The organism is Saccharothrix xinjiangensis, assembly GCF_039527585.1.
In the GTDB taxonomy this organism is placed as follows: Bacteria; Actinomycetota; Actinomycetes; order Mycobacteriales; family Pseudonocardiaceae; genus Actinosynnema; species Actinosynnema xinjiangensis.
The window spans coordinates 54851-78616 of record NZ_BAAAKE010000010.1 but is presented as its reverse complement, the minus strand read 5'-3'; the positions used below and the strand labels follow the sequence as shown (position 1 = coordinate 78616).

Annotated in this window: 28 protein-coding genes, 1 tRNA gene and 1 CRISPR repeat array; of the genes, 12 read left to right on the top strand and 17 right to left on the bottom strand. The window is 71.1% G+C overall.

Annotated elements, in window-relative coordinates:
- Positions 1-102: 102 nt before the first annotated feature.
- The 4 genes from ABD223_RS21745 to ABD223_RS21730 all read left to right on the top strand — a co-directional run bounded on the left by ABD223_RS21745 (position 103) and on the right by ABD223_RS21730 (position 3244).
- Positions 103-588: a 6-pyruvoyl trahydropterin synthase family protein gene (locus ABD223_RS21745; RefSeq protein WP_344038193.1), complete on the top strand. Its 486-nt coding sequence runs from the start codon at positions 103-105 to the stop codon at positions 586-588.
- Entirely contained in the window at positions 585-1304 is a 720-nt protein-coding gene (locus ABD223_RS21740) for a 7-carboxy-7-deazaguanine synthase QueE (protein ID WP_344038192.1), read from the top strand. The genes ABD223_RS21745 and ABD223_RS21740 overlap by 4 nt, the downstream gene beginning before the upstream one ends.
- An 87-nt stretch (positions 1305-1391) precedes the next feature.
- On the top strand, positions 1392-1838 hold the full coding sequence (locus tag ABD223_RS21735) for an NUDIX domain-containing protein (RefSeq protein ID WP_344038191.1): 447 nt from the start codon (positions 1392-1394) through the stop codon (positions 1836-1838).
- Between the two features lie 20 nt (positions 1839-1858).
- A complete protein-coding gene (locus ABD223_RS21730; protein WP_344038190.1) occupies positions 1859-3244 on the top strand; it encodes a hypothetical protein in 1386 nt (461 codons plus the stop codon).
- A 64-nt stretch (positions 3245-3308) separates the two neighbouring features.
- Here ABD223_RS21730 and ABD223_RS21725 read toward each other — a convergent pair whose 3' ends face one another.
- The 12 genes from ABD223_RS21725 to ABD223_RS21670 all read right to left on the bottom strand — a co-directional run bounded on the left by ABD223_RS21725 (position 3309) and on the right by ABD223_RS21670 (position 14030).
- Positions 3309-3545, bottom strand: a complete 237-nt coding sequence (locus tag ABD223_RS21725; protein WP_344038189.1) for a transcriptional regulator — start codon at positions 3543-3545, stop codon at positions 3309-3311.
- A 32-nt stretch (positions 3546-3577) separates the two neighbouring features.
- Positions 3578-4477, bottom strand: coding sequence for a helix-turn-helix domain-containing protein (locus tag ABD223_RS21720; protein ID WP_344038188.1), 900 nt, complete (start codon positions 4475-4477; stop codon positions 3578-3580).
- 481 nt (positions 4478-4958) lie between these two features.
- Positions 4959-5933, bottom strand: coding sequence for a hypothetical protein (locus ABD223_RS21715; protein ID WP_344038187.1), 975 nt, complete (start codon positions 5931-5933; stop codon positions 4959-4961).
- 27 nt (positions 5934-5960) lie between these two features.
- A complete protein-coding gene (locus ABD223_RS21710) occupies positions 5961-6353 on the bottom strand; it encodes an integrase core domain-containing protein (RefSeq protein WP_344038186.1) in 393 nt (130 codons plus the stop codon).
- Between the two features lie 18 nt (positions 6354-6371).
- Positions 6372-6851 (bottom strand): helix-turn-helix domain-containing protein, encoded by a 480-nt coding sequence (locus tag ABD223_RS21705; RefSeq protein ID WP_344038185.1) that lies wholly within the window; start codon positions 6849-6851, stop codon positions 6372-6374.
- Between the two features lie 310 nt (positions 6852-7161).
- A CRISPR array of direct repeats spans positions 7162-7493; the repeat unit is 28 nt; unit sequence GGAACACCCCCGCGTGCGCGGGGTCGAG.
- Positions 7494-8040: 547 nt separating this feature from the next.
- Positions 8041-8114: transfer RNA gene (locus ABD223_RS21700), tRNA-Pro, on the bottom strand.
- Between the two features lie 180 nt (positions 8115-8294).
- On the bottom strand, positions 8295-9407 hold the full coding sequence (locus ABD223_RS21695; RefSeq protein WP_344038184.1) for a sensor histidine kinase: 1113 nt from the start codon (positions 9405-9407) through the stop codon (positions 8295-8297).
- Positions 9401-10057, bottom strand: a complete 657-nt coding sequence (locus ABD223_RS21690) for a response regulator (RefSeq protein WP_344038183.1) — start codon at positions 10055-10057, stop codon at positions 9401-9403. Before ABD223_RS21690 ends, ABD223_RS21695 begins: the two co-directional genes overlap by 7 nt.
- Positions 10058-10079: 22 nt before the next feature.
- Complete coding sequence (gene der / locus ABD223_RS21685; RefSeq protein ID WP_344038182.1) at positions 10080-11486, bottom strand: ribosome biogenesis GTPase Der; 1407 nt, start codon at positions 11484-11486, stop codon at positions 10080-10082.
- On the bottom strand, positions 11483-12127 hold the full coding sequence (locus tag ABD223_RS21680) for a lysophospholipid acyltransferase family protein (RefSeq protein ID WP_344038181.1): 645 nt from the start codon (positions 12125-12127) through the stop codon (positions 11483-11485). The genes der and ABD223_RS21680 overlap by 4 nt, the downstream gene beginning before the upstream one ends.
- Entirely contained in the window at positions 12124-12852 is a 729-nt protein-coding gene (gene cmk, locus ABD223_RS21675; RefSeq protein ID WP_344038180.1) for a (d)CMP kinase, read from the bottom strand. The genes ABD223_RS21680 and cmk overlap by 4 nt, the downstream gene beginning before the upstream one ends.
- Before the next feature lie 32 nt (positions 12853-12884).
- Positions 12885-14030 carry a DUF1015 family protein gene (locus tag ABD223_RS21670; RefSeq protein WP_344038179.1) on the bottom strand — a complete coding sequence of 382 codons (1146 nt, stop codon included), beginning with the start codon at positions 14028-14030 and terminating at the stop codon, positions 12885-12887.
- A gap of 19 nt (positions 14031-14049) precedes the next feature.
- Between ABD223_RS21670 and ABD223_RS21665 the strand changes: the two genes are divergently transcribed.
- From ABD223_RS21665 to ABD223_RS21645, 5 genes are all read left to right on the top strand, one after another.
- Positions 14050-14532, top strand: coding sequence for a cation:proton antiporter regulatory subunit (locus ABD223_RS21665; RefSeq protein WP_344038178.1), 483 nt, complete (start codon positions 14050-14052; stop codon positions 14530-14532).
- A gap of 5 nt (positions 14533-14537) precedes the next feature.
- On the top strand, positions 14538-15719 hold the full coding sequence (locus ABD223_RS21660) for a cation:proton antiporter (RefSeq protein WP_344038177.1): 1182 nt from the start codon (positions 14538-14540) through the stop codon (positions 15717-15719).
- 139 nt (positions 15720-15858) lie between these two features.
- Positions 15859-17037 (top strand): S8 family serine peptidase, encoded by a 1179-nt coding sequence (locus tag ABD223_RS21655; RefSeq protein ID WP_344038176.1) that lies wholly within the window; start codon positions 15859-15861, stop codon positions 17035-17037.
- A gap of 20 nt (positions 17038-17057) precedes the next feature.
- Positions 17058-17303: a hypothetical protein gene (locus ABD223_RS21650; protein WP_344038175.1), complete on the top strand. Its 246-nt coding sequence runs from the start codon at positions 17058-17060 to the stop codon at positions 17301-17303.
- 93 nt (positions 17304-17396) lie between these two features.
- Entirely contained in the window at positions 17397-18305 is a 909-nt protein-coding gene (locus ABD223_RS21645; protein WP_344038174.1) for a mechanosensitive ion channel family protein, read from the top strand.
- 115 nt (positions 18306-18420) lie between these two features.
- Here the strand turns inward: ABD223_RS21645 and ABD223_RS21640 are convergent, their stop codons facing one another.
- The gene (locus tag ABD223_RS21640; protein ID WP_344038173.1) at positions 18421-18756 is read right to left on the bottom strand and encodes a DUF6401 family natural product biosynthesis protein; all 336 of its coding nucleotides are present in this window, start codon (positions 18754-18756) and stop codon (positions 18421-18423) included.
- A gap of 139 nt (positions 18757-18895) precedes the next feature.
- On the opposite strand from ABD223_RS21640, the gene ABD223_RS21635 reads away from it, so the two are divergent.
- Entirely contained in the window at positions 18896-19342 is a 447-nt protein-coding gene (locus tag ABD223_RS21635; RefSeq protein WP_344038172.1) for a DUF6319 family protein, read from the top strand.
- A gap of 42 nt (positions 19343-19384) precedes the next feature.
- Here ABD223_RS21635 and ABD223_RS21630 read toward each other — a convergent pair whose 3' ends face one another.
- Complete coding sequence (locus tag ABD223_RS21630) at positions 19385-20341, bottom strand: quinone oxidoreductase family protein (RefSeq protein ID WP_344038171.1); 957 nt, start codon at positions 20339-20341, stop codon at positions 19385-19387.
- A gap of 5 nt (positions 20342-20346) precedes the next feature.
- Positions 20347-21138: an SDR family NAD(P)-dependent oxidoreductase gene (locus ABD223_RS21625; protein ID WP_344038170.1), complete on the bottom strand. Its 792-nt coding sequence runs from the start codon at positions 21136-21138 to the stop codon at positions 20347-20349.
- A 170-nt stretch (positions 21139-21308) separates the two neighbouring features.
- Between ABD223_RS21625 and fabG the strand changes: the two genes are divergently transcribed.
- Both fabG and ABD223_RS21615 read left to right on the top strand, forming a co-directional pair.
- Positions 21309-22070 (top strand): 3-oxoacyl-ACP reductase FabG, encoded by a 762-nt coding sequence (gene fabG / locus ABD223_RS21620; protein ID WP_344038169.1) that lies wholly within the window; start codon positions 21309-21311, stop codon positions 22068-22070.
- Position 22071: 1 nt separating this feature from the next.
- On the top strand, positions 22072-22524 hold the full coding sequence (locus ABD223_RS21615; RefSeq protein WP_344038168.1) for a MaoC family dehydratase: 453 nt from the start codon (positions 22072-22074) through the stop codon (positions 22522-22524).
- Here ABD223_RS21615 and ABD223_RS21610 read toward each other — a convergent pair.
- Positions 22521-23111: a DinB family protein gene (locus tag ABD223_RS21610; RefSeq protein WP_344038167.1), complete on the bottom strand. Its 591-nt coding sequence runs from the start codon at positions 23109-23111 to the stop codon at positions 22521-22523. The two genes, ABD223_RS21615 and ABD223_RS21610, sit on opposite strands and share 4 nt — an antisense overlap.
- Positions 23108-23692, bottom strand: a complete 585-nt coding sequence (locus tag ABD223_RS21605; RefSeq protein WP_344038166.1) for a TetR/AcrR family transcriptional regulator — start codon at positions 23690-23692, stop codon at positions 23108-23110. Before ABD223_RS21605 ends, ABD223_RS21610 begins: the two co-directional genes overlap by 4 nt.
- Positions 23693-23766: the final 74 nt, after the last annotated feature.

Sequence of the window (23766 nt, the reverse complement as noted above, 5' to 3'; positions counted from 1 at the left end):
GCCTGCCACAGCAGGAGCTGAGCTTGCTCCGGTGGAAATACGCGAGGCGGTTTCATTGCGATCAAACGTATCGATCAACCTTGCGAACGCGGTGATCCATTGATGCCGCACAAGGTCGTCGTCGAGCACTCGTTCGAGGCCGGGCATCGCCTGCCGCACCTGGGCGGCAAGTGCGTGAGCCTCCACGGTCACTCCTGGTCGATCGCGGTGACCGTCAGCGCGCCGAAGCTGAGCCCCGAGGTCACCGTGGTGGAGTTCGGCGCACTCAAGGTTGGGTTGCGACGGTGGATCGACGACCACCTCGACCACGCCACGATGCTCGGCGTGCACGACCGGCTGATCGAGCCGCTGACCGCCGAGGGCAGCCGGGTGTTCCGCTTCGGGGCGGAACACCCGACCGGTGTCGCCGAAGAACTCGCCCGCGGACTGCCGTGGCCCACCGTAGAGGCCGTCGCCGTCCTGCTCGGCCGGGTCGCGGAGAGCACCGTGGCCGGGCTTCCCGGTGCCGATGGTGCGCGGGTGGAGCGGATCCTGGTCCGCGAGACCCGACTCAACACCGCTGTCTATGAACCCCCAGGTCCTCGATGAGCACCGCCGCGCCGGATGCCGCCGTGACGCTGGTGGTCAACGAGCTGTTCGGCCCGACCTTCCAAGGCGAAGGTCCCAGCCAGGGCAGGCTGGCCCGTTTTGTGCGCTTGTTCGGTTGTCACCTCGCCTGCTGCTGGTGCGACACCCCTCAGACCTGGGACCGCCGACGCCACGACCTGGCCGTCGAACAACGGCATCTCGGCGTCGACGAAGCCTTGAACTGGCTGGCGGGTACGCCCGGTGACCTGTTGGTGATCACCGGTGGCGAGCCACTGCTCCAGCAGCGGGCCTTGGAGCCTTTCCTGGCGGCTGTTCGGCAGAATGGCCTGGCCGGTGAAACCGAGGTGGAGACGTCCGGCACCATCGCGCCCAGCCCCGCCGTGGTCGAAGCGGTCACCCGCTTCATCGTCTCGCCGAAGCTGGCGCACTCCGGGCTGCCCGAACGGCAACGCCTCCGACCCGCCGCGCTGCGGCAGTTCGTGCTGTCGGGCAAGGCCAGCTGGAAGTTCGTCGTCCAGTCCGTGCCCGACCTGGACGAGGTCGAGGACCTGGTGACCCGGTACCGGCTCAACCCGGTGTGGGTCATGCCCGAGGGCACCGACAGCGCCACGGTGCTGGACCGGATGCGGTTGTTGGCCGATCCGGTGCTCGCCCGCGGCTGGAACCTGACCTCCCGGCTGCACATCCTGTTGTGGGAGAACGCCCGTGCCCGCTGAACACCGGACACCGGACGCCGAAGACGGACCGGCCCCACCCCGAGATCCACCTTCGGCATCGACCCGCCCACCGATCGTGAGAGCACCATGACAGCCACCTCACCGGTTCTCGGCCCGCTCGTCGGGGTGTACGGCCTCGTCGGGGACTGCGAGCGTCTTTTGGCCGTCCGAGACTCGGACGTCGCGGCATACCGGCTGCCGGGTGGCCTTGTGAGAGTCGGTGAAACCGTCGAGAACGCTTTGAGGCGCACCCTGCGGGAACAGGTCCACAGTCATGTGGCGTGCCTGGACTTCTGCGCCGCTGTGGAAGTGCGCGCCCAGCACGCGGACATACAGCCCGCCGTCTTCGAGCTGGCCCTGCTGTTCGACGTGACCCTCACCGACCCCGGTGCGCTCCGGGCTGGGCACGGCGAAGCGCGCTGGGGCACCGACAGCGAACTCAGCCACCTCGACCTGCGGCCCACGGCGCTCGCGAACTGGCTGCGCGCCGGTGGGCTGACTGGCGAGCACCCGTGGTGGCCTGCTCGATCTTGACCTGACATCCACTGTCCAACTTGGAACCGCTCACACTCGCGCAGGATCTCGAAGGAAAACACGCCGTCGCGTTGGAAGGCAGCGGCCCTAAAAACATCCGGCGCTTCTCGACCGCGTGCTGCGAGCACTGCGCCGCCTGCGATGAGCGGCGCACCATGTCGCCACCTCGCCCTGGAGCCTGCTTCATGCACCCCGCAATCAGCGGCCTCACCATTCCCGACCCCATTCCGGACGCATCGGTCTTCCAACCAGCTCCGTGGGCTGCTCCGTCCTCCCAGCAGTTGCCCTTCCTGCGCCGTCGGCTTTACGAGCATTACGCCACCATCGCGGCAGCCGGTGCCCGTGAGGAGCAGAGGACCCGGAGCTTCAGATCCGCCACCAAAGCCGATGGCGATGACCGGGACGTGAGAGGTTTCGCTCGGCAGGAAGCCGGCCGCCTAAGGCACGCGAGCCTCACCTGGGTGGACCGGGAGGTGATCGACATGGCGGTGACGTACTCGTCCACCCCGTCCACCGAACCCGCCTGCGCGGACCGACTGCCCAGCTTGGTCGGCTTCATGCTGTTCGAGGCCTGCATCGGCGGGGCCCTCTACGACGTCGTACGTGCTCAGGACCTGCCAGGCTCGGGCTGGACACCCGCACCATGGCTCCACGACGTTCCCGGCCACGTCGAGGCCCCCATCGTCGCGGTCAGCTGGTCACGGCCACCGCCACCCCACGACGACCGGGTTCACCTCTGCTTCTACACGCCGCATCGGCCTCCTCGTTGGGAAGGCCTGCCTCCGAACACGTTCGTCGCCCGATGGTCGGAGACGAGAACGCGCTACAGCGCGGGCTACTTCGCCGACCACGTGCGCACTGTCTCCGCACGGATGAGCCCGACGCCGGTACTCGCGGCCTTCCCCGCGACCGTGCGGCTGGGTGAGTTGCTCCCCGAGCCGGGCACGGGCCACTGCGCCGGATGGATCCAGGCCGCTTACGGCCTCTGGCAGCTGCTCGATCAATCAGCGAAGAAACCACTGACACTGACCGACGTGCTCGCAGCTCCACGATCGGTGACCCGGGGCGACGCCCAGGCCGGCATCACCGCGACCAGCGCCGTGAACGTCGTCCGGGTCCATCCCCGCTTCAGCACCGAAGACCTGCCTGCCGATAACGCCGAGGACGGCGTTGACGAAGTCTCGGCGAGCAAGAGCCGGCGTTCGACTCGCCATCGCTATCGGTACTGGCGCGGTCCGTACCGGGCGAATATCTGCTTGAACCCCCGGGGCCACGCCGAAGGAAACTGCCAACACAAGGAGGTGCCGGTAGGGCGACATTTGCGCGGACCAGTCGGCGCACCATTCCGCGAGCGCGTCACGGAGCTACGCGGCTCACCGATCCACGGTTTCAGCACGGACGCGTAGTAACACAGCAAGGGCGGTACAACTTGAGTTGAACGCAGTGCGGCTTCCTTTCAGGCGACAAGAGCTACAGTCGACGATGAGCAGGGACAATTTCAAAAAGGTCTTCGAAATTCATGGGAGCCAGAACGGTGAGGGCTCCACCGATGAAGGCGGGGCCGGGCTGAAGTCGTCCACTGCACACACGGGTGACAGTGGACCGGTTGACCCCCATGCGCCTGGCCAGGGAGTAGTCGGAGCCGAAGCCGGCGAGCTTTGCGGCCTTGGAAAAGACATCCGTGCGCAACCGGATGGTTTTCTGCACGTTTTCCGATTTATTCCTCCTGACTGCTTTTCTCACAGTGCGCCTCCCGGCCGCGGTTCGGGAGTGTCGTAGCGGTCGGACCATTGGGCGAGCAATTCTCGGGATTGTGCGTGATCGAGAGCCAAGCGGTCGATCTGCCGCATCTTGTTGCGGTAGACCTCAACGATGCCCGGGTCGTCGTGAAAAACGGTTGCCACGTCGGTTTCGACATGTACAACCGGCCGCAGAGGAGGATCGAGGGTCAACAGGGTGGCCGGACGACACAGGGCGACATGAAGACCACAGGACCGCGGGATGATCCGGATCGAGGTGTCGGCACTGCCGGCCAGCAGCGCGAGTTGCAAGAGTTGATCACGCATGGTCCACGTGGAGCCAACGACATGGGCCAGAGCGCTTTCGTGGATGAATACCGTCATTCGGCGGCCGAGGAAGCCCTTCGGAGGTCGCTGGCGTCGCATCCGCGCCGCCACGAGATCTGGATCATCGATCAAGGCCAGGGCATAGTCCTCGGTCTGAACCATTTCGGGGATGCCGACGGGGTCGTAGGAGGTGATGTCGACCGCTTCATCTTCATCCACGAGCAGCGCTGGCAAGGTGTCGAGCGCGCAGTGGTGCAAGCGCAGAAAGCTACCGGTATCGGACTCCTCGGCCAGGGCGATGATCTGTTCACGGGTTTTCAGGTCGACGTTGAGAGCGCCAAGCAGGAAGGCGATATCACATGGCGACGTGCCTCGGGTCCCCTTCTCCAGTTTGGACAATTTTCCGGCCGACCACTCCAACATCTCCAGCAGTTGACCGGTCTTGAAGTTCGTCTGCCGCCGGACCCGACGCAAGTGCTCACCCAACTCGCGACTGCGGACCGTGCTGAACCTCTCCTGCTTGACGTCCGACGACTCTTCCTCATTTTCGTACTGCAACAAATCCTCCAGCAATCAAAAATCCGACATGAATGCGGCGATCAAGAGAGCCAAACCACACTTCCACCGACTGCATAAGATCGTCGATACGGCTAGAACGACCCTCCATGTCGACTCGCCCGCACACCGACGCCGCCGGTTCGGTTCATGCAAACATTAGACCCACGGTATCGAATTCTTACCAGAGCGACTATGTAACGATCATGAGGCGTCCATGGGGCGGGGCATGGCTTGAACACTCCTTCAACAACGAAGCAGGACACTCCGTCGAGTGACACTTCACCAAAGCCATACAGAAGTTGAATCCACGTTGGCAGTTACACCGACTCCGCGCCCCTCCTTGATCGTCGCAGCATGCTTAAAGTCCACGGACAAGAAGACCCGGCAACCTCGGCGGTCGTTCGCTCCGGAGTTCAAAGCCGAGATCCATGGAGCTGTGCCAGCGGGTGGCCGGTCGGTCAGATCGCGAAGGACTTCGACCTGACCAAGACTGCAGTTAGGCAGGGTTGAACTCCTCGTAGTAGCCGTCCGGGCCGGACATGCAGATGCGCGCGGTGGGTTGGGTGCCGTTGAACATCCAGTAGCAGCCGATGTGCCACCGGCCCACCGACAGCGGTGCGAGGAACAGCACGGTGGCGAACGCGCCACTCGAGCTGGCCGTTGCGCGCTGAGGGCTGGACTTGAAGTCCACACCGAACTCCACGGAGTTGGTCACGCCGTCGGCCTGGTAGGAGCACGACAGAGTGACCGCCCCGGTGTCGGGATCGATGGAGCTGGTGTTGGTCCAGAACTCGCAGAACAGGCTGCGACCGGGGACGGTGGTAGGGGTGCGCGGGTCGAACCGCACGGTGAACGAGGTTGTGGTGGAGCCGGTCAGCGCCGCCATCTCCCAGGGCTCGTAAGGCCGGGTGTAGCCGATCGAGCCGGAGTGGGTGCGGTAGAACCCGATGTCGGAAGTGATGCCGCCGTGCATGGAGGCATAGAGGATGGCGTTGGTGCGCGGCGGCGGGGCGGTGTGGACACCGGCGTCGCGTAGCAGGTTGCCCACCACCCACGCGCCCGAGGCGATGGGCACGGTGTTGATCGACACGGCGGCCGGGAAGTGGGCCGAGCCGCGCAGCCGTTCCGTGCCGTCTAGCGCCGCCACCTCCACGCGGCCGGTGGCGCTGTCGGCGATGCGGTCGCGCGCGGTGCCCCGGAACGCCGGTAGGGCGTCGTCGTTCAGTCCCCAGCCGTGCAGGACCGATTGGCGGGGTCGGGCGATGTCGGCGGTGGCGTGCGGGGCGTAGGGACTGTAGAGCTGGGCGGCGGTCCACTCCCCGGTGCCGGTGAGGGTGAGCCGCAGTTCGGCCGAGGCGCTGCCGTTGGTGGCGCGCATCGGGGAGGGCAGGTCGGAGTCGTAGGCGCGGTCCAGCGACCAGGCGGTGACCTGCTCAGTGAGTTCCCGTCCGTTCAGCCCATGGGGTTCCAAAAGTCGGCCACATGGCCTGACCTGTGGTTAGGCGGTTGTCGGTTCGTATTCGTTGATCAGGCCGCCGAGGACTGGTCGGCGGCGTGTCGAGGTGTGATTCGGCTGTGCGGTCGGCTGGTCTGACCGTGGTGGTGCGAGTTGCGGTGCTTGGTGTGGTCGGCGGTGGTTGTAGTGGGCCGCGTACCGGTCGAGCACTGATCTCAGGTGGTGTTCGTCGAGGATGGGCAGGCGCTCGGTGACTTCGTGTCCGACGGTGCTGACGAGCCGTTCGGCGTGGGCGTCGACTCGTGGACACCGTGGTGGGATCTTCACGACCTGGATGCCGGTGGCGGCGAGGACTACGTCGAACGAGGCGGTGAACTGGCCGGCCCGGTCGCGGATGAGAAGCCGGAAGTCGTCGGTCCGGTCGCCGGGGTCCACAACTACGTTGCAGGCTTGTTATGTAGCCCATGCCCGTCGGGGTTGGTGGTGGTGCCGAGGATGTGGACGTAGCGGGGTGGCGACGTCCACCGCGAAGAAGACGTACACGCGTTCGAGGGTGACGGCGCAGTCGACGTGGAAGCCGTCGCAGGCCGACAAGCCGGCTGCCTGGGCGCGGAGCAACCGTCGCTGGGAGGTGTCGGTGTCGCGCCGGGGTGTGGGTGGGATCCGCAGGCGCTCGAGCACGCGGCGGACGGTCGAAGCGGCGACCCGGTGGCCGAGCTTGAGCAGCTCGCCCCGGATGCGGCGGTAGCCCCGGCCGGTGTTCTCCCGCGCTATCCGCCCGATCAGCGCCACGACGGTGCCGCCGACCGGTAGGCGTCCGGTCCGGTGAGGGTAGGTCCACTTCCTTGCGACCAGGCGTCGGTGCCATCGCAGGACGGTGCCCGGCGTCACCAACCGGTGCTCGCGCAGCAGTCGTGGCAGTCGGCGCACCACTGCGGCAAGTACCGCGCGATCGGCCCGGTCCAACCGCGGACGAGGGTCGATCCGGCGCAGCACTGCGACCTCGTGCCGTAGCACCAACAGCTCCACGTTCTTGACCGCCGATGACCGGCCGAGCAGAACCAGCCGGCCGACGAGCCGGACGAAGATCAGCTACACCAGTCGTAACTCCACGCCTCACGAGCATGCCCCTACAGCCCATGATGCACGATCACCGCAGCTCAACGCCCGCGTGCAGAGTTCTGGCACCCCACACGTGCACGGGGTCGAGGACCTAAGCGCAGCGCACGCAGCCGGTGCACCAGGAACACCCCCGCGTGCGCGGGGTCGAGCCTCGTAGCGGGCGACGCGCTCCACCCACGAGGGGAACACCCCGCGTGCGTGGGGTCGAGTCTGCCGGTCGCTCGGGGTCCAGCCGAACCTGCGGAACACCCCCGCGTGCGCGGGGTCGAGGCCTCGGTGAACGAGCGGTACCCGCCCGAGGCGGGAACACCCCCGCGTGCGCGGGGTCGAGCCCAGCGACCGGTTCCGCATCGACAGTGGCGCGGGAACACCCCCGCGTGCGCGGGGTCGAGAGCAGCGGCATGACGTGGTAGGAGCGGTCGTTGGGAACACCCCCGCGTGCGCGGGGTCGAGGCTTGGTGACCTGCGGTTCCACGAACTGAAACAGCGTTTCTGATTCACTGCGTTTCAGCGTCCGCCAGCCAATCCACACCACATGCTCACGATCTCACGACTCAACGGAAAGCCGACAGAACACGCGGAAGCGCGTCGTCGAAGGCAGCGCCTCAACCCGCCAATGTAGTCGCACACGCCAATACGACGATCTGCTCGCCGCCAAGGCTTCCGACGCACCCCCAACCTGCGCCCGGTCACGTCGGTTCAGATCCTTCGACCGGTCCACGACACCGGTCGGGACGGTTGCCGATGGTTGACGAAGTCCAGGAACGGTTCACACCAACGGGTGATGTTTGGCGCCGGTTGGACGGATTCACCCGTTCGAGGCGACCACATTCGGCGTTGGTCAAAGATCCGGAGCCGTCCGCTCCGGATTTCGCTCCTGAACACCGTTCACCAAGATCGAAAAGTTACCGCTCCGTAACCGAGCGAAGATCAACATCAGCACACGAAAAAGCCCGCCGACCTGGGCAAACTTCCCAAGCCAGCGGGCTTCCTCAGACCGTCGGGACGACAGGATTTGAACCTGCGACCCCTTGACCCCCAGTCAAGTGCGCTACCAAACTGCGCCACGTCCCGGCCACACCCCCGTTGTGGGGTGCGCGCATAGCTTAGCGCACCCCCAACAGGGTGCCTGACACGACCCCCCGACATCGGTCATGTAAGGCGTCTAGCTGCGGTTATGACGGAGGCCCGCGCGTGGCGGGCCCCCGTGCTCCCCTCGATCCAGCCGCTCCCCCGGGAGTCGACGTCCACCCACTATGCGTTGGCCCTCGTTTGTGCACTACCGCCAAAAGTCGAGTCGTTCCCGTCAACTTTCGACGGTGTCGTGGGGAGGCTGGCCTCCACCTCGAAGCTGCCCTCCGCCTGGGTCGTGGTCAGGGTTCCGCCGGCCAGGGCCACGCGTTCGCGCAGGCCGTGCAGGCCGTGGCCGTCGGGTGGTGGCTTGGGTGGCGAAGGGGGTGTGGGGTTGGTGACGGTGATGGTCAGGCGTTTGTCCTGTTGGGTGAGGGTCACCCGGGTGGGGGCTCCTGGGGCGTGTTTGGTGACGTTGGTCAGGGCCTCTTGGATCACCCGGTAGGCCGCTCGGCCCGTGGCCGGGGGCGGGGTTCCGCTCGTCCGGTCCTCGTAGGTCACCGTGAGTCCTGCCGCCCTGGCTCGTTCCACCAGGTGGGGTATTCCGTCGTACCCGGGGGTGGGTTCCGTGTTGAGGAGGCCCAGGGCGGCTCTCATCTCGGCCAGCGACTCCTTGGCCAGGGCTCGCAGGCGCAGGGCCGTTTCGCGGGTCTCGGGGTCGTCGGTGGTGGCTGCCAGCGCTGCCGACTCGACGGCGATCAGGGTGGCGTGGTGACCTACGGCGTCGTGGATCTCTCTGGCTATTCGGGCTCGTTCGGCGGCTTTGGCGCCTTCTTCGCGGGCTTCCACCTCGGCCGTCCTGGCCCTTGAGGCCTCGGTGAGGCTGGCGGTCAGGCTTCGCCTGGTGGTGATCAGGGCTCCCAGTGCGGTGGGGGCGCCCGCCATGAACAGGGCGAAGGCGAAGGTCAGGAGCGCCTGGTTGGGGGCCAGGGATTCGCGGACCACCACGAACGTGGCGGGGACGGCGGCCGCGGCGGCCACCCAGGTGATCATGACCGGTGGGCTGGTCTTGCGACCCACCCGGTACAGGGCCACGACGGTCGGGGGCCAGCCCAGGCCTCCCACCAGGGCCGGGAGGCACGGCAGGGCCGCCAGGGACGGGTTCAGGCGGCGCAGCGGCAGGGCCAGGCAGGCCAGGAGGGCCGCGGGGATGGACCAGGTGAACGGCACCGACCCGGCCATCAGGACCATGGCCCCGGGCACGAGCACCGCCAGCAGTTCCAGGAGGATCACCACGCGTTCACCTGGTGCGCCACCAGTGCCGCCTGGACGCGGTTCTCCACTCCCAGCTTGGTCAGGACCGTCGAGACGTAGCTCTTCACGGTGGCCTCGCTGAGCTTCAGCTCGGCCGCTATGGCGCTGTTGGGCTGCCCGTTGGCCAACAGCGCCAGGACCTGGCGCTCCCGGGCGCTCAGCACGTCGAGGTGGGGGTTCTCGCGCGGTTTCGCCACCCGCAGCCTGGGCAGCAGGCGGGCGGTGATCCTCGGGTCGAGGACGGCTCCCCCGGCGGCCAGGTCGAGCACGGCGCGCACCAGGGCGTCGGGTTCGGCGTCCTTGAGCAGGAAGCCGTGGGCGCCCAGGTCCAGGGCCGCGGCCACGTAGTCGTCCAGGTCGAACGTGGTGAGCACGGCCAGGGCGGGCGGGTCGGGCCACGTCAGCAGCTCGCGCAGCGCCGCGAGGCCGTCGACGCCCGGCATCTGCACGTCGACCAGCGCCACGTCCGGCCGGTGCCGCCGGACGGCGTCCAGCAGCTCGGCGCCGTCCGCGGCCTCCGCCACCACCTGGACGCGGCCGTCCGCTTCGAGCAGCACCTTCAGCCCCCGACGGAGCAGCGCCTCGTCGTCGGCGAGGACCAGTCGCACCCGCACTTCGCCAGGCAACCGCATTCGGCCCGCCGGGGCAACCGGGTCACTTCTTGGCGCGCTTCTCCCGCACGCGCACCGAGATGCGGACCGGGCTGCCCTGGAAGCCGAACTCCTCGCGCAGCTTCCGCTCGATGAACCGCCGGTACCCGGCCTCCAGGAAACCGGTCGTGAACAGCACGAACGTCGGCGGGCGGGTGGCCGCCTGGGTGGCGAACAGGACCTTGGGCTGCTTGCCGCTGCGCACCGGCGGCGGGGTGGCGGCGATGAGGTCGTTCAGCCAGGCGTTCAACCGGCCGGTGGGCACGCGGGTGTCCCACGAGTCCAGCGCCGTGCGCAGCGCCGGCGCGAGCTTCTGCACGGCGCGGCCGGTCAGGGCCGAGATGTTCACGCGCTCCGCCCACGGCACCCGGACCAGGCCCCGCTCCAGCTCGCGCACCATGGCGTGGCGCCGGTCCTCGTCGACGAGGTCCCACTTGTTGAACGCCAGCACGCACGCGCGCCCCGAGTCGACGACCATGCTCAGCACCCGCAGGTCCTGCTCGCTGAGCGGTTCGGCGGCGTCGAGCAGCACGACGGCCACCTCGGCGGACTCGATGGCGGCCTTGGTGCGCAGCGACGCGTAGTACTCGGCGCCGGAGGCGAAGTTCACCCGCTTGCGCAGGCCGGCGGTGTCGACGAAGCGCCACAGCTCGTCGTCGAGCTCGACCAGGGAGTCGACCGGGTCGACGGTGGTGCCCGCGGTGGCGTCGACGACCGACCTGTTCTCGCCGGTGAGGCGGTTGAGCAGGGACGACTTGCCGACGTTGGGCCTACCGACGAGCGCCACCCGGCGGGGGCCGCCGCGCTGGGCCTCGAACGTCTCGCGGGGCGTCTCGGGCAGCGCCTCCAGGATCTTGTCGAGCATGTCGCCGGAGCCGCGGCCGTGCAGGCCGGACACCGGGATCGGCTCGCCGAGGCCCAGCGACCACAGCGAGGCCACGTCGGCCATGACGCGCTCGTCGTCGACCTTGTTCGCGACCAGCAGCACGGGCCGCTTGGAGCGGCGCAGCAGCTTCACCGCGGCCTCGTCGGTGGTGGTCGCGCCGACCGTCGCGTCGACCACGAACACGATCGCGTCGGCGGTGGCCATGGCCAGCTCGGCCTGCGCCGCGACGGAGGCCATCATGCCGGTGGCGTCGGGCTCCCAGCCGCCGGTGTCGACCACGGTGAACTTGCGGCCGTTCCACAGCGCGTCGTAGGCGACCCGGTCGCGGGTCACGCCCGGCACGTCCTGCACGACCGCCTCGCGGCGGCCGATGACGCGGTTGACCAGGGTGGACTTGCCGACGTTCGGTCGGCCGACCACCGCCAGCACGGGCTGCGGCGGCGTCGCGGAGCCCTCCTCGCCCGCCTCGTCGTCGAACGCGGTCCAGTCGGACTCGTCCGCCCAGGTGCCGTCCAAGTCCGTCATCGTGCTTCTCCTCGTAGACTGTCGAGCTCGGCCACCAGGGTGGCCAAGCGGTCGCGGACCTGCTCGGTGGCCTTCACGAGCGCCTGACGACCCCTGTCGTCGGGCAGCTCGAACGGCTCGCCGACGAGCACGTCCACCACGGGCCGGAACCGCCTGCGGGTCCCGGGTGGGCGCAGGGTGCCGCGGCACGCGATCGGCACGACGACCGCGCCGGTCGAGCGGGCGAGCCAGGCCGCGCCGCGCTGGGCCTCGGCCACGTCGCCGGCGCCGCGCGTGCCCTCGGGGAACACGCCCACCGCGCCGCCGTCCCGCAGCACGCCCTGCGCCGCCAGCAGCGGCGCCCGGTCGGGTTCGCCGCGGCGAACGGGCAGCTGCCCGATCCACCGCAGCAGCGTGCCGGCCACGCCCTTGAACATCTCCTGCTTGATCAGGAACACCACGCGCCGGGGCACCACGCCGAACAGGATGGGCCCGTCGACCATGGAGCTGTGGTTGGCCACCACGACCAGCGGCCCGGTCCGCGGCACCCGGTCCGCGCCGTGCACGCGCACCCGGAACGGCGTGCGGAACGGCCCGCGCGCGATCCACCGGCCGAGGTCGTGCAGCCGGGGCCGCGACCCGTCGGGGAGCTGGTCGGTCACCCGCGCACCCGTCCGCTCGGCTGGGCGAGCAGGCCGCGCTCGTCCACCAGCTCCAGCAGCGCGGCCAGCACGCCCGGCAGGTCCAGGTCGGTGGTGTCGAGCACGACCGCGTCGTCGGCGGCGCGCAGCGGCGACACGGCGCGCGACGAGTCGTAGGCGTCGCGGCGCTGGACGTCGGCCAGCGTGGCGCCCAGGTCGGCCTGGCGGCCGGACGCGGCGTCCTGCTTGGCGCGGCGGCGGGCGCGGGCCTCGGCGTCGGCGGTGACGTAGACCTTGAGCGGGGCGTCGGGCGCGACGACGGTGCCGATGTCGCGGCCCTCGACGACGATGCCGCCGACCTCGGCCAGGGCCGCGGCGATGATGCGCCGCTGCTGGTCGACGACGGTCTCGCGGACCTCGGGCACGGCCGAGACCGGCGACACGGCGAGGGTCACCTCGGGGCCGCGGATCTCGGCGCCGACGTCCTCGCCGTCCAGGTGCGTGGTGGAGCGGTCGGGGCTGGTGCCCTGGACGACCGCGGCGCCCCGGACGGCCTCGACCACGCGGTCGGCGTCGGCCGGGTCGACGCCGGCGCGCAGCACGGCCAGGGTCGCCGCGCGGTACATCGCGCCGGTGTCGAGGTAGCGCGCGCCCAGGGTGGCCGCCAGCCGTCGCGCGACGGAGGACTTGCCGGTGCCGGACGGCCCGTCGAGGGCCACCACGCCACGCAGCTCACCGTGTGCCACCGGGTTGTCCTCCTCAACGCGTACTGCGGTCGTCAACCCCGCAATTGTGCCTGGTGCGGGCGGTCACACCGGAACCCGGGTCGGCCCAGGTCCGCCAGCAGCAGGCCGCTGCGCGGCTTGGGCGTGAAGTAGGTGCTCTTGCGCGGCATCCGACCACCGGCGGCGTGCACGGCGAGCACGTCGGCCGGCGGCACCGGCGCGATGAGCACGACGAAGTCCGCGTCGGGCACGACCTCGTCGGTGACCGGCCGCACGCGCGGGCCGCCCAGCCCCAGCGCCTCGGCCAGCAGCACCGATTCCACGGCCGCGTGGTCCACGCCGCCGGGTGGCAGCGACACGGCCACCGCCCCGTCCGCGCCCACCGCGACGGCCACCCCCGGCGACGGGCGGGCGTCCCGGTCCACCGGCGTCACCGCCAGCCCGAGGGCCCGCCACGCGGCCGCCGCGCCGGCCACCGCGAGCCCGCTGCCGACCACGGCCCGGTGGATGGGGCCGACGCGCAGGTCGGGGCCTGCCGCGACCAGCGCCAGCAACCCGGGTAACCCGGCCGCGGCCGCCACCCGGTGGTTGCCGTCGGCGACCATCAGGGGGTGCTCGCCCGCGGCGGCCAGCAGCGCGTCCTGCCGCTCGCCCGGCCCGACCAGCCACAGCCGGTGCCGCCGACCGCCCGGGTCGACGACCGACGCGGCGGGTTCGTCGTCCACCTCCGCGACCAGCCTGGTCAGCGACACCTCCGGCCCCACCGGCACCAGCAGCGCCGCGCTGGTCGCGCACCCCAGGCCGGACAGCACGCGGGCGCGCTCGGCGACCACCTCCGGGTAGACGTCCTCGGTGTGGCCGACCGCGGTCGGGTCCACCACGCACAGCAGGCCGTGCGCGGTGCCGTCCGGGCCGTCCACCCGGTAGGGCGCGACCACGTCCCGCACCTCGCGGTAGGCGGTGGCGCGCAGGCGGGCGAGGTCGGCCCGCGCCCGCGGCAGCGCGTCCACCAGCGACAGCCCGGCCGCCAGGGCCTCGGGCGTGCGGTGCGGGTGCTGCACGGCCAGCAGCGTGCCGGCGCGGGCGCGGGCCAGCGCGGCGGTGACCTTCCCGGGCTCGGCGAACTCGTCCACGTCCGGGCCCGGCACGCGGTCCCGCACCACCCAACCCCGGCGAACCGGACCAACCAGTACACCCATCCGACTAGACTCCTGCCTCGTGAACGTCGAGGTGACGCCGCTTCCGGGGATCGGCACCCGGCAGGACTTCATGATCCGGGCCGGACGCCGCATGGGTGTGATCACACACCGTGACGGCAAGTTCGAGCTGATCGTGTCGCGCAAGGACGACGCCGACGACTGCATGGCGTCCATAGCGCTGACCTCCGCGGAGGCCGCCACCCTGGCGGGCCTGCTGGGCGGTCCGCAACTGGTCGCGCACCTGGAGGAGCAGCACCGCGACGTCGCGGGCATCTCCACGCAGCAGTTCCCGGTCGTGCCCGGCTCCCGCTTCGACGGCAGCCCGCTGGCCGAGACCGAGCTGCGCACCCGCACCGGCGCGTCGATCGTGGCCGTGGTGCGCGCGAACGGCGTGCACCCCTCACCGCGCCCGGACTTCGTCTTCGCGGGCGGCGACCAGGTCGTGGTCGTCGGCACCGCGGAGGGCCTGGCGGCCGCCGGCGACCTGCTGGGCGGTGGCTGAGCACCTTGCACAGCACAGCAATCGCGCTCATCCAGCTCGGCGCGGTCTTCTTCGGGCTGGGCCTGCTCGGCAAGATGGCGTGGCGGATCGGCATCTCACCCATCCCGCTCTACCTGATCGGCGGCCTCGCGTTCGGCGAGGGCGGCCTGGTCCCCCTGCACGGCATCGAGGAGTTCGCGCACCTCTCCAGCGAGATCGGCGTGGTCCTCCTGCTGCTCCTGCTCGGCCTGGAGTACTCCGCGGCCGAGCTGGTGACCGGCCTGAAGCGGTCGTGGATGGCGGGCGTCCTCGACATCGCGCTCAACGCGACGCCCGGCGTGATCGCCGCGCTGGTGCTGGGCTGGGGCCCGGTCGGCGCGCTCGCGATGGGCGGCGTCACCTACATCTCCTCGTCCGGGATCATCGCCAAGGTGCTCGGCGACCTCGGCCGGCTGGGCAACCGGGAGACGCCGGTGGTGCTGTCCGTGCTGGTGTTCGAGGACCTGGCGATGGCGCTCTACCTGCCGATCCTGACCGCGGTGCTGGCGGGCGTCAGCTTCGTGGGCGGGCTGACCGCGGTGGGCATCTCGCTGGCCGCGATCACGGTGGTCCTGGTGGTCGCGCTGAAGTTCGGCCGCTACGTGTCGGCGCTGGTCGACAGCCCCGACCCCGAGGTGTTCCTGCTGAAGGTGCTGGGCGCGGCGCTGCTGGTGGCGGGCGTCGCCTCGCAGCTCCAGGTGTCGGCGGCGGTCGGCGCGTTCCTGCTGGGCATCGCGATCTCCGGGTCCACGGCGGAGAACGCCACCCGGATGCTGGAGCCGCTGCGGGACCTGTTCGCCGCGATGTTCTTCGTGGTGTTCGGCCTCAACACCGACCCGGCGTCGATCCCGCCGGTGCTGGCCCTGGCGGTGGCGCTGGCGGTGGTGACCACGGCGACCAAGGTGGCGACCGGCTGGTGGGCCGCGAAGTGGCAGGGCATCGGCCGGATGGGCCGGGCCCGTGCGGGCGCGGCGCTGGTGGCGCGCGGCGAGTTCTCCATCGTCATCGCCTCGCTCACGGTGGCGTCCGGCGCGGTGGACGGGGAGCTGGCGGCCCTGGCCACGGCGTACGTGCTGCTCATGGCGGTGCTGGGCCCGGTGGCGGCCCGCGTGGTGGAGCCCCTCGCGAATCTCACCCGAAAGGGTGAGAAGAACCCGGCGACGGCCTGAGCTGTATCTACCGGTTGCCCCGGACCTCCAGTACGACATGCGGACCACGGCCGTGCGACTTGTTACCCGTACGGGCGCTTGAGCGTGAGCGGGGTCCGGGGTTACACCTGACAGCCGCCAAACCCCGGAGGGGGTCGTCATGTCACAGCCAACGGGCACCGGAACCACGGGGCGCTACCTGGTGCTACTCGAAGACAGGTCGGTCGCGGCCGGCGCGATGGAGATGAGCCGGGTCGCCGGCATCTCCGCCGCCAGCACGGCGGACCGCCCCACCGCGGCGGACCTCACCGCCGCCGACGGCTTGATCTTCCAGGACCTCGGCGTCGCGGTGGTCGACGCGACGCCGGAGCAGGTCGCCCAGCTCTCCCGGGCCGCCGAGGCGCCCGGCCCGATCAGCGTCGTCGAGGCCGAGCGCGTCGTGCAGGCCTACACGACCGCCGAGGAGACCGCCGCCGCCGTCGACGAGGCCGTGTTCACCTGGGGCCTCCAGGCGGTGGGCGCCAACCTCAGCACGGCCACCGGCAAGGGCGTCCGGTTGGCCGTGCTCGACACCGGGTTCGCCATCGCGCACGCCGACTTCCAGGGCCGCACGGTGGTCACCCAGTCGTTCATCAAGGGCGAGACCGTGGACGACGCGCACGGCCACGGCACGCACTGCATCGGCAGCGCGGCCGGCCCGCGCAAGCCCGCCGCCGGCCCCGGCTACGGCGTCGCGCACGAGGCCGAGATCTACGCGGGCAAGGTGCTGTCCAACGCGGGCTTCGGCTCGGACAGCGGCATCCTCGGCGGCATCGAGTGGGCCGTCGCCAACGGGTGCGCGGTCATCTCCATGTCGCTGGGCGCGGCCGTGCGGCCGGGCACCCCGTACTCGCAGATCTTCGAGCAGGCCGCCACGCGCGCGATGAGCCGGGGCTCCCTCGTCATCGCCGCCGCCGGCAATGAGAGCAGGCGGCCGGGCACGGTCAACCCGGTCGGCCACCCGGCCAACTGCCCGTCGATCCTGTCGGTCGGCGCCGTCGACGTGAACCGCGCCGTCGCGCCGTTCTCCTGCGGCACGGTCGACGCCATCGGCCAGGTCGACCTGGTCGGGCCGGGCGTCGACGTCTACTCGTCGTGGAACAAGGACGACGGCGCGGGCATGTACAAGCGCATCCAGGGCACCAGCATGGCCACGCCGCACGTGGCGGGCATCGCCGCGCTCATCGCCGAGAAGCACGGCGCCCGCGGCTGGGAGCTCTGGGCGAGGCTGGCGCAGTCCTGCCGCCGACTGGGGTTGCCTTCCACGGATGTGGGTGGAGGATTGGTGCAGGCTCCCTGACGGCACCGACGGAGGCGACCGTGGCACTCGCTCGGCACAAGGTGGTTGTCTCGGTCGCCGACGACGGGCTGGCGGACCTGCCCGCCGTCGTCTCGGCCCTGCGCGACGCGGGGATGGAGGTCGACGACGTGATGGAGTCGCTGGGCGTGGTCACCGGTTCGGTGCCCGGCCCGGCCGCCACCGGCGCGACCGGCGCGCTGGGCGCGGTGCCCGGCGTCGCCTCGGTCGAGGTGGACCGGGAGGTCGGCCTACCCCCTGGCGAGTGAATCGACCTCCACGGTGGGTGGACATCCGGGTTGGGCCGGCCCGTGCCGGGCAGCCGCCCCGGGGACACCCGTCGCCCGAGGAGGTCGAAGACGATGAAAGCCCTGCTCGCCGCGCGCACGGCGCAGGCACAGGACATCGGTGGCGCCACCGGGGACGCCCTGCGCTCCGTGGTGGCGTTCCTGCCCAAGCTCGTCGGTTTCCTGGTCGTGCTGATCATCGGGTGGATCGTCGCCCGGCTCCTGCGCACGGCGGTGAACAAGGTGCTGGAGCGCGTGCACTTCGACCGCGCGGTCCAGCGCGGCGGTGTCGGCGACGCGCTGGCGCGCTCGAAGTTCGACGCCTCCGGCCTGGTCGCGCAGATCGTGTACTACGCGGTCCTGCTGATCGCGCTCCAGGTCGCGTTCGGGCTGTTCGGCTCGAACCCGGTGAGCGACCTGCTGACCGGCATCGTGGCCTGGCTGCCGCGGGCGGCCGTCGCGATCGTGATCATCGTGGTGGCCGCGGCCGTGGCCCGCGCGGTGCGGGACGTCACCGAGCGCGCCCTGGGCGGGCTGTCCTACGGGCCGGTGCTCGGCAAGGTCGCCTCCTGGTTCATCATCGGCATCGGCGTCATCGCGGCGCTGAACCAGATCGGCGTCGCCACCACCGTCACCACCCCGATCCTGATCGCCATCCTCGCGACCGTGGGCGGCATCCTGGTCGTCGGCCTCGGCGGCGGCCTGGTCCGGCCCATGCAGCAGCGCTGGGAGGGCTGGCTGACCCGGGCCGAGCAGGAGGCGCCGCAGGCCAAGGCGCACGCCGAGGCCTACCAGCGCGGGCGCGAGGACGTGCAGCGGACGCAGGCCCCGTGGGCGACGCCGGTGGGCGAGGCGTGGGGCACGACGTCGGAGAACCCGGCGGCGGCCCGCGTGGCGCCGACGCCGACGCCGGCGGCGGGGATGCCGGCGCAGCAGCCCGGACAGCACCGGCAGGATCCCGGCACGCAGGACCCTCCGCGGTGAGCGGGCGGTAGCCCTCACCCACGGCGAAGGCCGGGAGAGCCGAGGTCGGCTCTCCCGGCCTTCGCCGTCGAGGAGCGCGAACGGCGGACCTGCGACGAGCAGCCCGCCGGGCTGGCTACGCCTCCGGCGCGGGCTGCCCGCGGCGCGCCAGGTGGCACACCGCCGCCAGCCTCAGCGTCGTCCAGTCCGCGTTCGGCCAGTCCACGAGCGCGGGCGGCCGCCACCCGTGCTCCGCGGCCTCGTCCAGCACGCCCTTCGCGTACCCGGCCAGCAGCACCGCCCCGGCCGCCAGGGCCGAGGCCGGCACGCCGTGGGCCAGGACGTCCCGCACCGCCGCGCCGTGCTGGTCGACGGCGGCCAGCACACCGGGCGCCAGGACCGCCGCGAGACCGAGTTCGTCGCTCAACCGATCCAGGAACCGGCGAGCGGAGAAGTCCCTCCACACGCTCACAAGGCCGACACCCTACGCTGTGCGGGGCCATCGACCCGAAGTCGAACAGGTGTTCTAAGATCACGGCGGGTCGAGCCGGACGCGCAGAGAGGAACCACAGAACGTGCAGGCGGACACGCTCGCAGAGCAGGAAGTGAAGGTGGACGCCGAGGCGCCCGCCGCCGCGCCCGTGCAGGAGGAGGTCGCACCCGTGCCCCAGGAGCAGCAGCCCGAGGCCAAGGAGCAGCCCGAGGCCAAGGGTCAGCCCGAGGTCAGGGGCGAGGAGGCCGAGGCCAAGCCCGCGAAGCGGCCGAAGTCGACGGCGAAGAAGACCCGCACGGTCGAGCTGACGCTGACCGTGACCGGCACCGCGGACGGCGAGTGGCAGGCCGACCTGGTGCACGGCACCAAGCGGGTCGTGCAGGGCCTGGCCATCTCGGCCGCCGCCGTGTCGCGGGCGGCCAAGGAGCTGCACGAGGACATCGCGGGCGGCATCGACGAGGTCATCGAGACGGCCCGCGCCCAGCACCGCACCCGCATGGAGGAGCTGGAGGCCGAGCTGGCCAAGGTCAAGGCGGCCCTGGCCGAGCTGAGCGACGAGGACTGAGGCGCCGGTGAGGGGGACCGGCCGAGCCGGTCCCCCCACCCCTCAGCGAGACGGGTCGAGCACCAGCTTGCCGCTGGTCCGCCGGGCCCGCAGGTCCTCGTGCGCCCGGCGCACCTCGGACAGCCCGTACTCGCCGCCCGGCACGGCGCGCAGGTCGCCCGCGAGCACCAGGTCGAACAGCTCCGCCATGGCCCGGTGCACGACCCGGCCGGGCAGCTTGAACGCGTGCGGCAGCCACATTCCCGCGACCGCCGTGGAGCGCACCAGCAGCTTGCCGGGCGGCACGGGCGCCGGCTGCTCCCTGCTGGCCATGCCGTAGAACGCCAGCCGCCCGAACGGCGCCAGCGCCGCCACGCTCTGGTCGGTCACCGCGCCGCCGGTCATGTCCAGCACGACGTCCACCCGGCGCCCGTCGTTGGCCGCGCGCAGCGCCTCGGTCATGTCCGGCGCGGTGGAGTCGACCGCGACGTCCGCGCCGAGCTCCAGCGCCAGCCCGCGCTTCTCCTCGCTGCTGGCGGTGGCGATGACCCGCCCCGCGCCCCACCGCTTCGCCAGCTGCACGGCCAGCGACCCGACCCCGCCGGCGGCGGCGTGCACGACGACGCTCTCCCCCGGCTCCAGGTGCGTGCTCCGGCGCAGCAGCAGCCACGCGGTGGCGCCCTGCACGACCATGCTCAGCGCGGTCAGGTCGTCCACCCCGTCCGGCACGTCGAACGCGGTCGCCTCGGGCACCACGGCCTTCTGCGCGTACCCGCCGCCGCCCGCGGTCAGGGCGACGACGCGCCGGCCGCCCGCCTCGCCGACGACCTCGCCGCCGGGCACGAGCGGCAGCTCCATCTTGGCCAGGTAGGAGTTCTCGGCCTGGTGCGTGTCGGCGTAGTTCAGGCCCGCCCGGCTCACCTCGACGAGCAGCTCGCCCGGACCGGCGACGGGATCGGGCAGCTCGACCTCGGTCAGCACCTCTGGTCCGCCGAACTCGGTGATCTGGATGGCTCGCACGGGCTTCAGCCCTCCTCGCTGGTCAGGGGGTCGTGGTTGAGGGTGACGCGCTCGCCGGAGGCGGTGCGCGGACCGGGCGGGTTGGGGAACCGGAACGGCGCGCTGGGCCTGCCGGCCTGCACGAACCAGCATTCACCAGGTTCCCCGGAGCGCAACACGGCCACGAAGGCGTCGACCACGTCCTCCACGCCCAGCACGGGCATCCCGGAGGACTCCAGCGCGTCCTTGAAGCCGGAGATGATGCCGGTGTCGGCGAACGACGGGCAGACCGCGTTGACCGTGACGCCCTCGGCGGCGAGGCCGGGGCCCAGCCCGCGGACCAGGCCGACGACCGCGGCCTTGTTGGCGCCGTAGAGGGGGTCCATCGGCATGGCCATGAGCCCTGCCATGCTGGCGGTGGCCACGATCCGCCCGCCGCGCTCGCGCAGCGCGGGCAGGGCGGCGTGGACGCCGTACACGACGCCGTCGAGGTTGATGCCCATGACGTTGCGGTACCGCTCGGGGTCGAAGTCGTCGCCGAGGCCGAAGCCGGTGCCGATGCCCGCGTTCAGCACGGCCACGTCCAGGCCGCCGAACCGCGACACGGCCAGCTCGACGGCGGCCTCCGAGTGCCCGGGGTCGCGGACGTCGCAGTGGAGGTACGCGCCGCCGACCTCGTCGGCCACGGCCTCGCCGCGCGCGTCGTCCACGTCGGCGACCACGACCGAGGCGCCCCCGGCGGCCAGGCGGCGCGCGATGCCCGCCCCGATCCCGTTCGCACCCCCGGTGACCAGCGCGACCTTGCCGTCGAACTCCACAGCGCCTCCCCTGGTTGACATTCCGACCAGTCGGTATGCTTCCCTCGCCCCGCCCTGGCGTCAAGGCGAGGTCGCCGGGTAGGTTACTAAGCGGTTGCTTAGGCCACCGGGGTGGTCCGCAGCCCAGGGCTCGCCAGATCAAGGCTCGCCAGATCTAAGGAGGACTGACCGTGGCCGACACCGACAGCCGGGTGGCGATCGTCACCGGAGCCGCGCGGGGCATCGGAGCCGCCGTGGCCACGCGGCTCGCCGAGGACGGCTTGGCCGTCGCGGTGCTGGACCTCGACGAGGGCAGCTGCGCCGAGACCGTGGAGAAGATCAGGGCGGCGGGCGGCACGGCCCTCGCGGTGGGCGCGGACGTCAGCAGCGGCCCGGCGGTCGAGGCCGCGGTGGCCCGCGTGGCCGACGAGCTGGGCGCGCCGACCGTGCTGGTCAACAACGCGGGCGTGCTGCGGGACAACCTGCTCTTCAAGATGACCGACGACGACTGGGACGTGGTCCTGAACGTCCACCTGCGCGGGTCGTTCCTGATGAGCCGGGAGGTGCAGAAGCACCAGACCAAGGCGGGCTGGGGCCGGATCGTGAACCTGTCCAGCACCTCCGCGCTGGGCAACCGGGGCCAGGCGAACTACTCGGCCGCCAAGGCCGGCCTCCAGGGCTTCACCAAGACGCTGGCGATCGAGCTGGGCAAGTTCGGCGTCACGGTCAACGCCATCGCGCCGGGCTTCATCGCCACCGACATGACCGCCGCCACCGCCGCCCGCGTGGGCGTCGACTTCGAGGACTTCAAGAAGGGCGCCGCGGCCGCCATCCCGGTCAACCGGGTCGGCACCCCCGAGGACATCGCGCACACGGCGTCGTTCCTGGTGAGCGAGGGCGCGGGGTTCGTGTCCGGCCAGGTCATCTACGTCGCCGGCGGACCGAAGGACTGACATGCGGACCTTCGAGAGCCTCGACGAGTTCGCCGCCGCCTCGGGTGAGCACATCGGCTTCGGCGGGTGGCACGAGATCACCCAGGAGGAGATCAACCTGTTCGCCGACGCGACCGGCGACCACCAGTGGATCCACATCGACCTGGAGAAGGCGGCCGCGGGCCCGTTCGGCGCGCCCGTCGCGCACGGGTACCTGACGCTGTCGCTGATCCCCCTGCTGGTGCGGGACGTCTACACCGTGCGGGGCCTGAAGATGGCCGTCAACTACGGCCTGAACAAGGTCCGCTTCCCCAGCCCCGTGACCGTGGGCTCGCGGGTGCGCGCGGGCGTGGAGCTGGTCGAGGTGTCCGAGGCCGGGCAGGGCAGGCAGTCCGTGGCCCGGGTGACCGTCGAGGTCGACGGCCACCCCAAGCCCGCCTGCGTGGCCGAGACCGTGACCCTGCTGATCGCCTAGACGCCGGCGTCCCGGCGGAACCGCCGGGCCAGGTCCTCCAGCCTGGCCCGGTGCGCCGCCCACGCCGCCTCGTCGCCGGGCGCCGCCATGTTGTCCACCTCGCGGCGGTGCCCGACCGCGCCGTCGAGCTGCTCGCGCAGGACGTCGAACTGGCCGGCGTGGCGGTTGGTCTCGGCGACCATGTGCACGAGGACCAGGTGCAGCGCCGCGTGCCGCCGCTCCTCGCCCCACCACGGGACGTCCGCCCTCGCGTCGAGGTCCAGCTCCTCGATCGTGGCGTCCGCGTGCGCCCCGGCCCGCCGGTAGAAGGCGACGACGTCCTCACGGGACTCGTCGGCCGTCGCCCACAGGTCGGAGTTCGGCTCGTCCTCGTCGTAGTGCAGGGAGCCGGTGAACGGGCGGCCGAACACCAAGCCGAAGTACTCGGTCTCCAGGATCGCCAGGTGCTTGACCACGCCGAGCAGGTTGGTGCCGGTCGGCGTGAGCGGGCGTCGCACGTCGTACTCCGACAGCCCCTCCAGCTTCCACAGCACGGCCTCGCGGGCGGCGCGCAGGTACTGGTGCAGGTCGGCCTTGGGGTCGGTCACCGGTTCTCCTCGACGGGTCGCAGGGACGCGAGCAGCAGGTCCGCGAAGTGCCTGCCGACCTGCTTGGCCGACAGCGGCCCGTCGGCGCTGTACCACTGCCCCAGGTGGTGCACCGAGCCGAAGAAGTAGTGCACGGTCAGGTCCGCGGGCACGTCGGCCCGGAACACCCCGGTCCGCTGCCCCTCCTCGACCAGCGCCCGGAACCGCTCGTGGTAGCGGCGGCGCTCCACCCGCATCTCGCGCCGCTTGTCCTCGGCCAGGTGGTCGGCCGAGCGGAAGTACACGCGCGCCTGGTCGAAGTTGTCCACCGAGGTGACCACCACGTCCACCGCCGCGGCGTGCAGCCGGTCGGCCACCGGGGCCGGGCCGGCCGCGATGTGCTCCAGCCGTTCGGTCTGCATCCGCAGCAGCCTGCCGTAGATCTCGTACAGCAGGTCGTCCTTGGACCCGAAGTAGTGGTACATGGCGCCCTTGGTGACGCCGGCCAGGTCCACGACCTCCTGCACCGCGACCCGGTCGTAGCCCTTGGCGGCGAACAACCGCGTCGCGGCCTCGACCAGCCGCTCCGGTACCGATGCCATGGTCCAAGCATCGCACGCGGCGATCGGCGGAACACCGCGATGGGCGGGACGGGCGGGCTTGCCCGGCCCGCCGG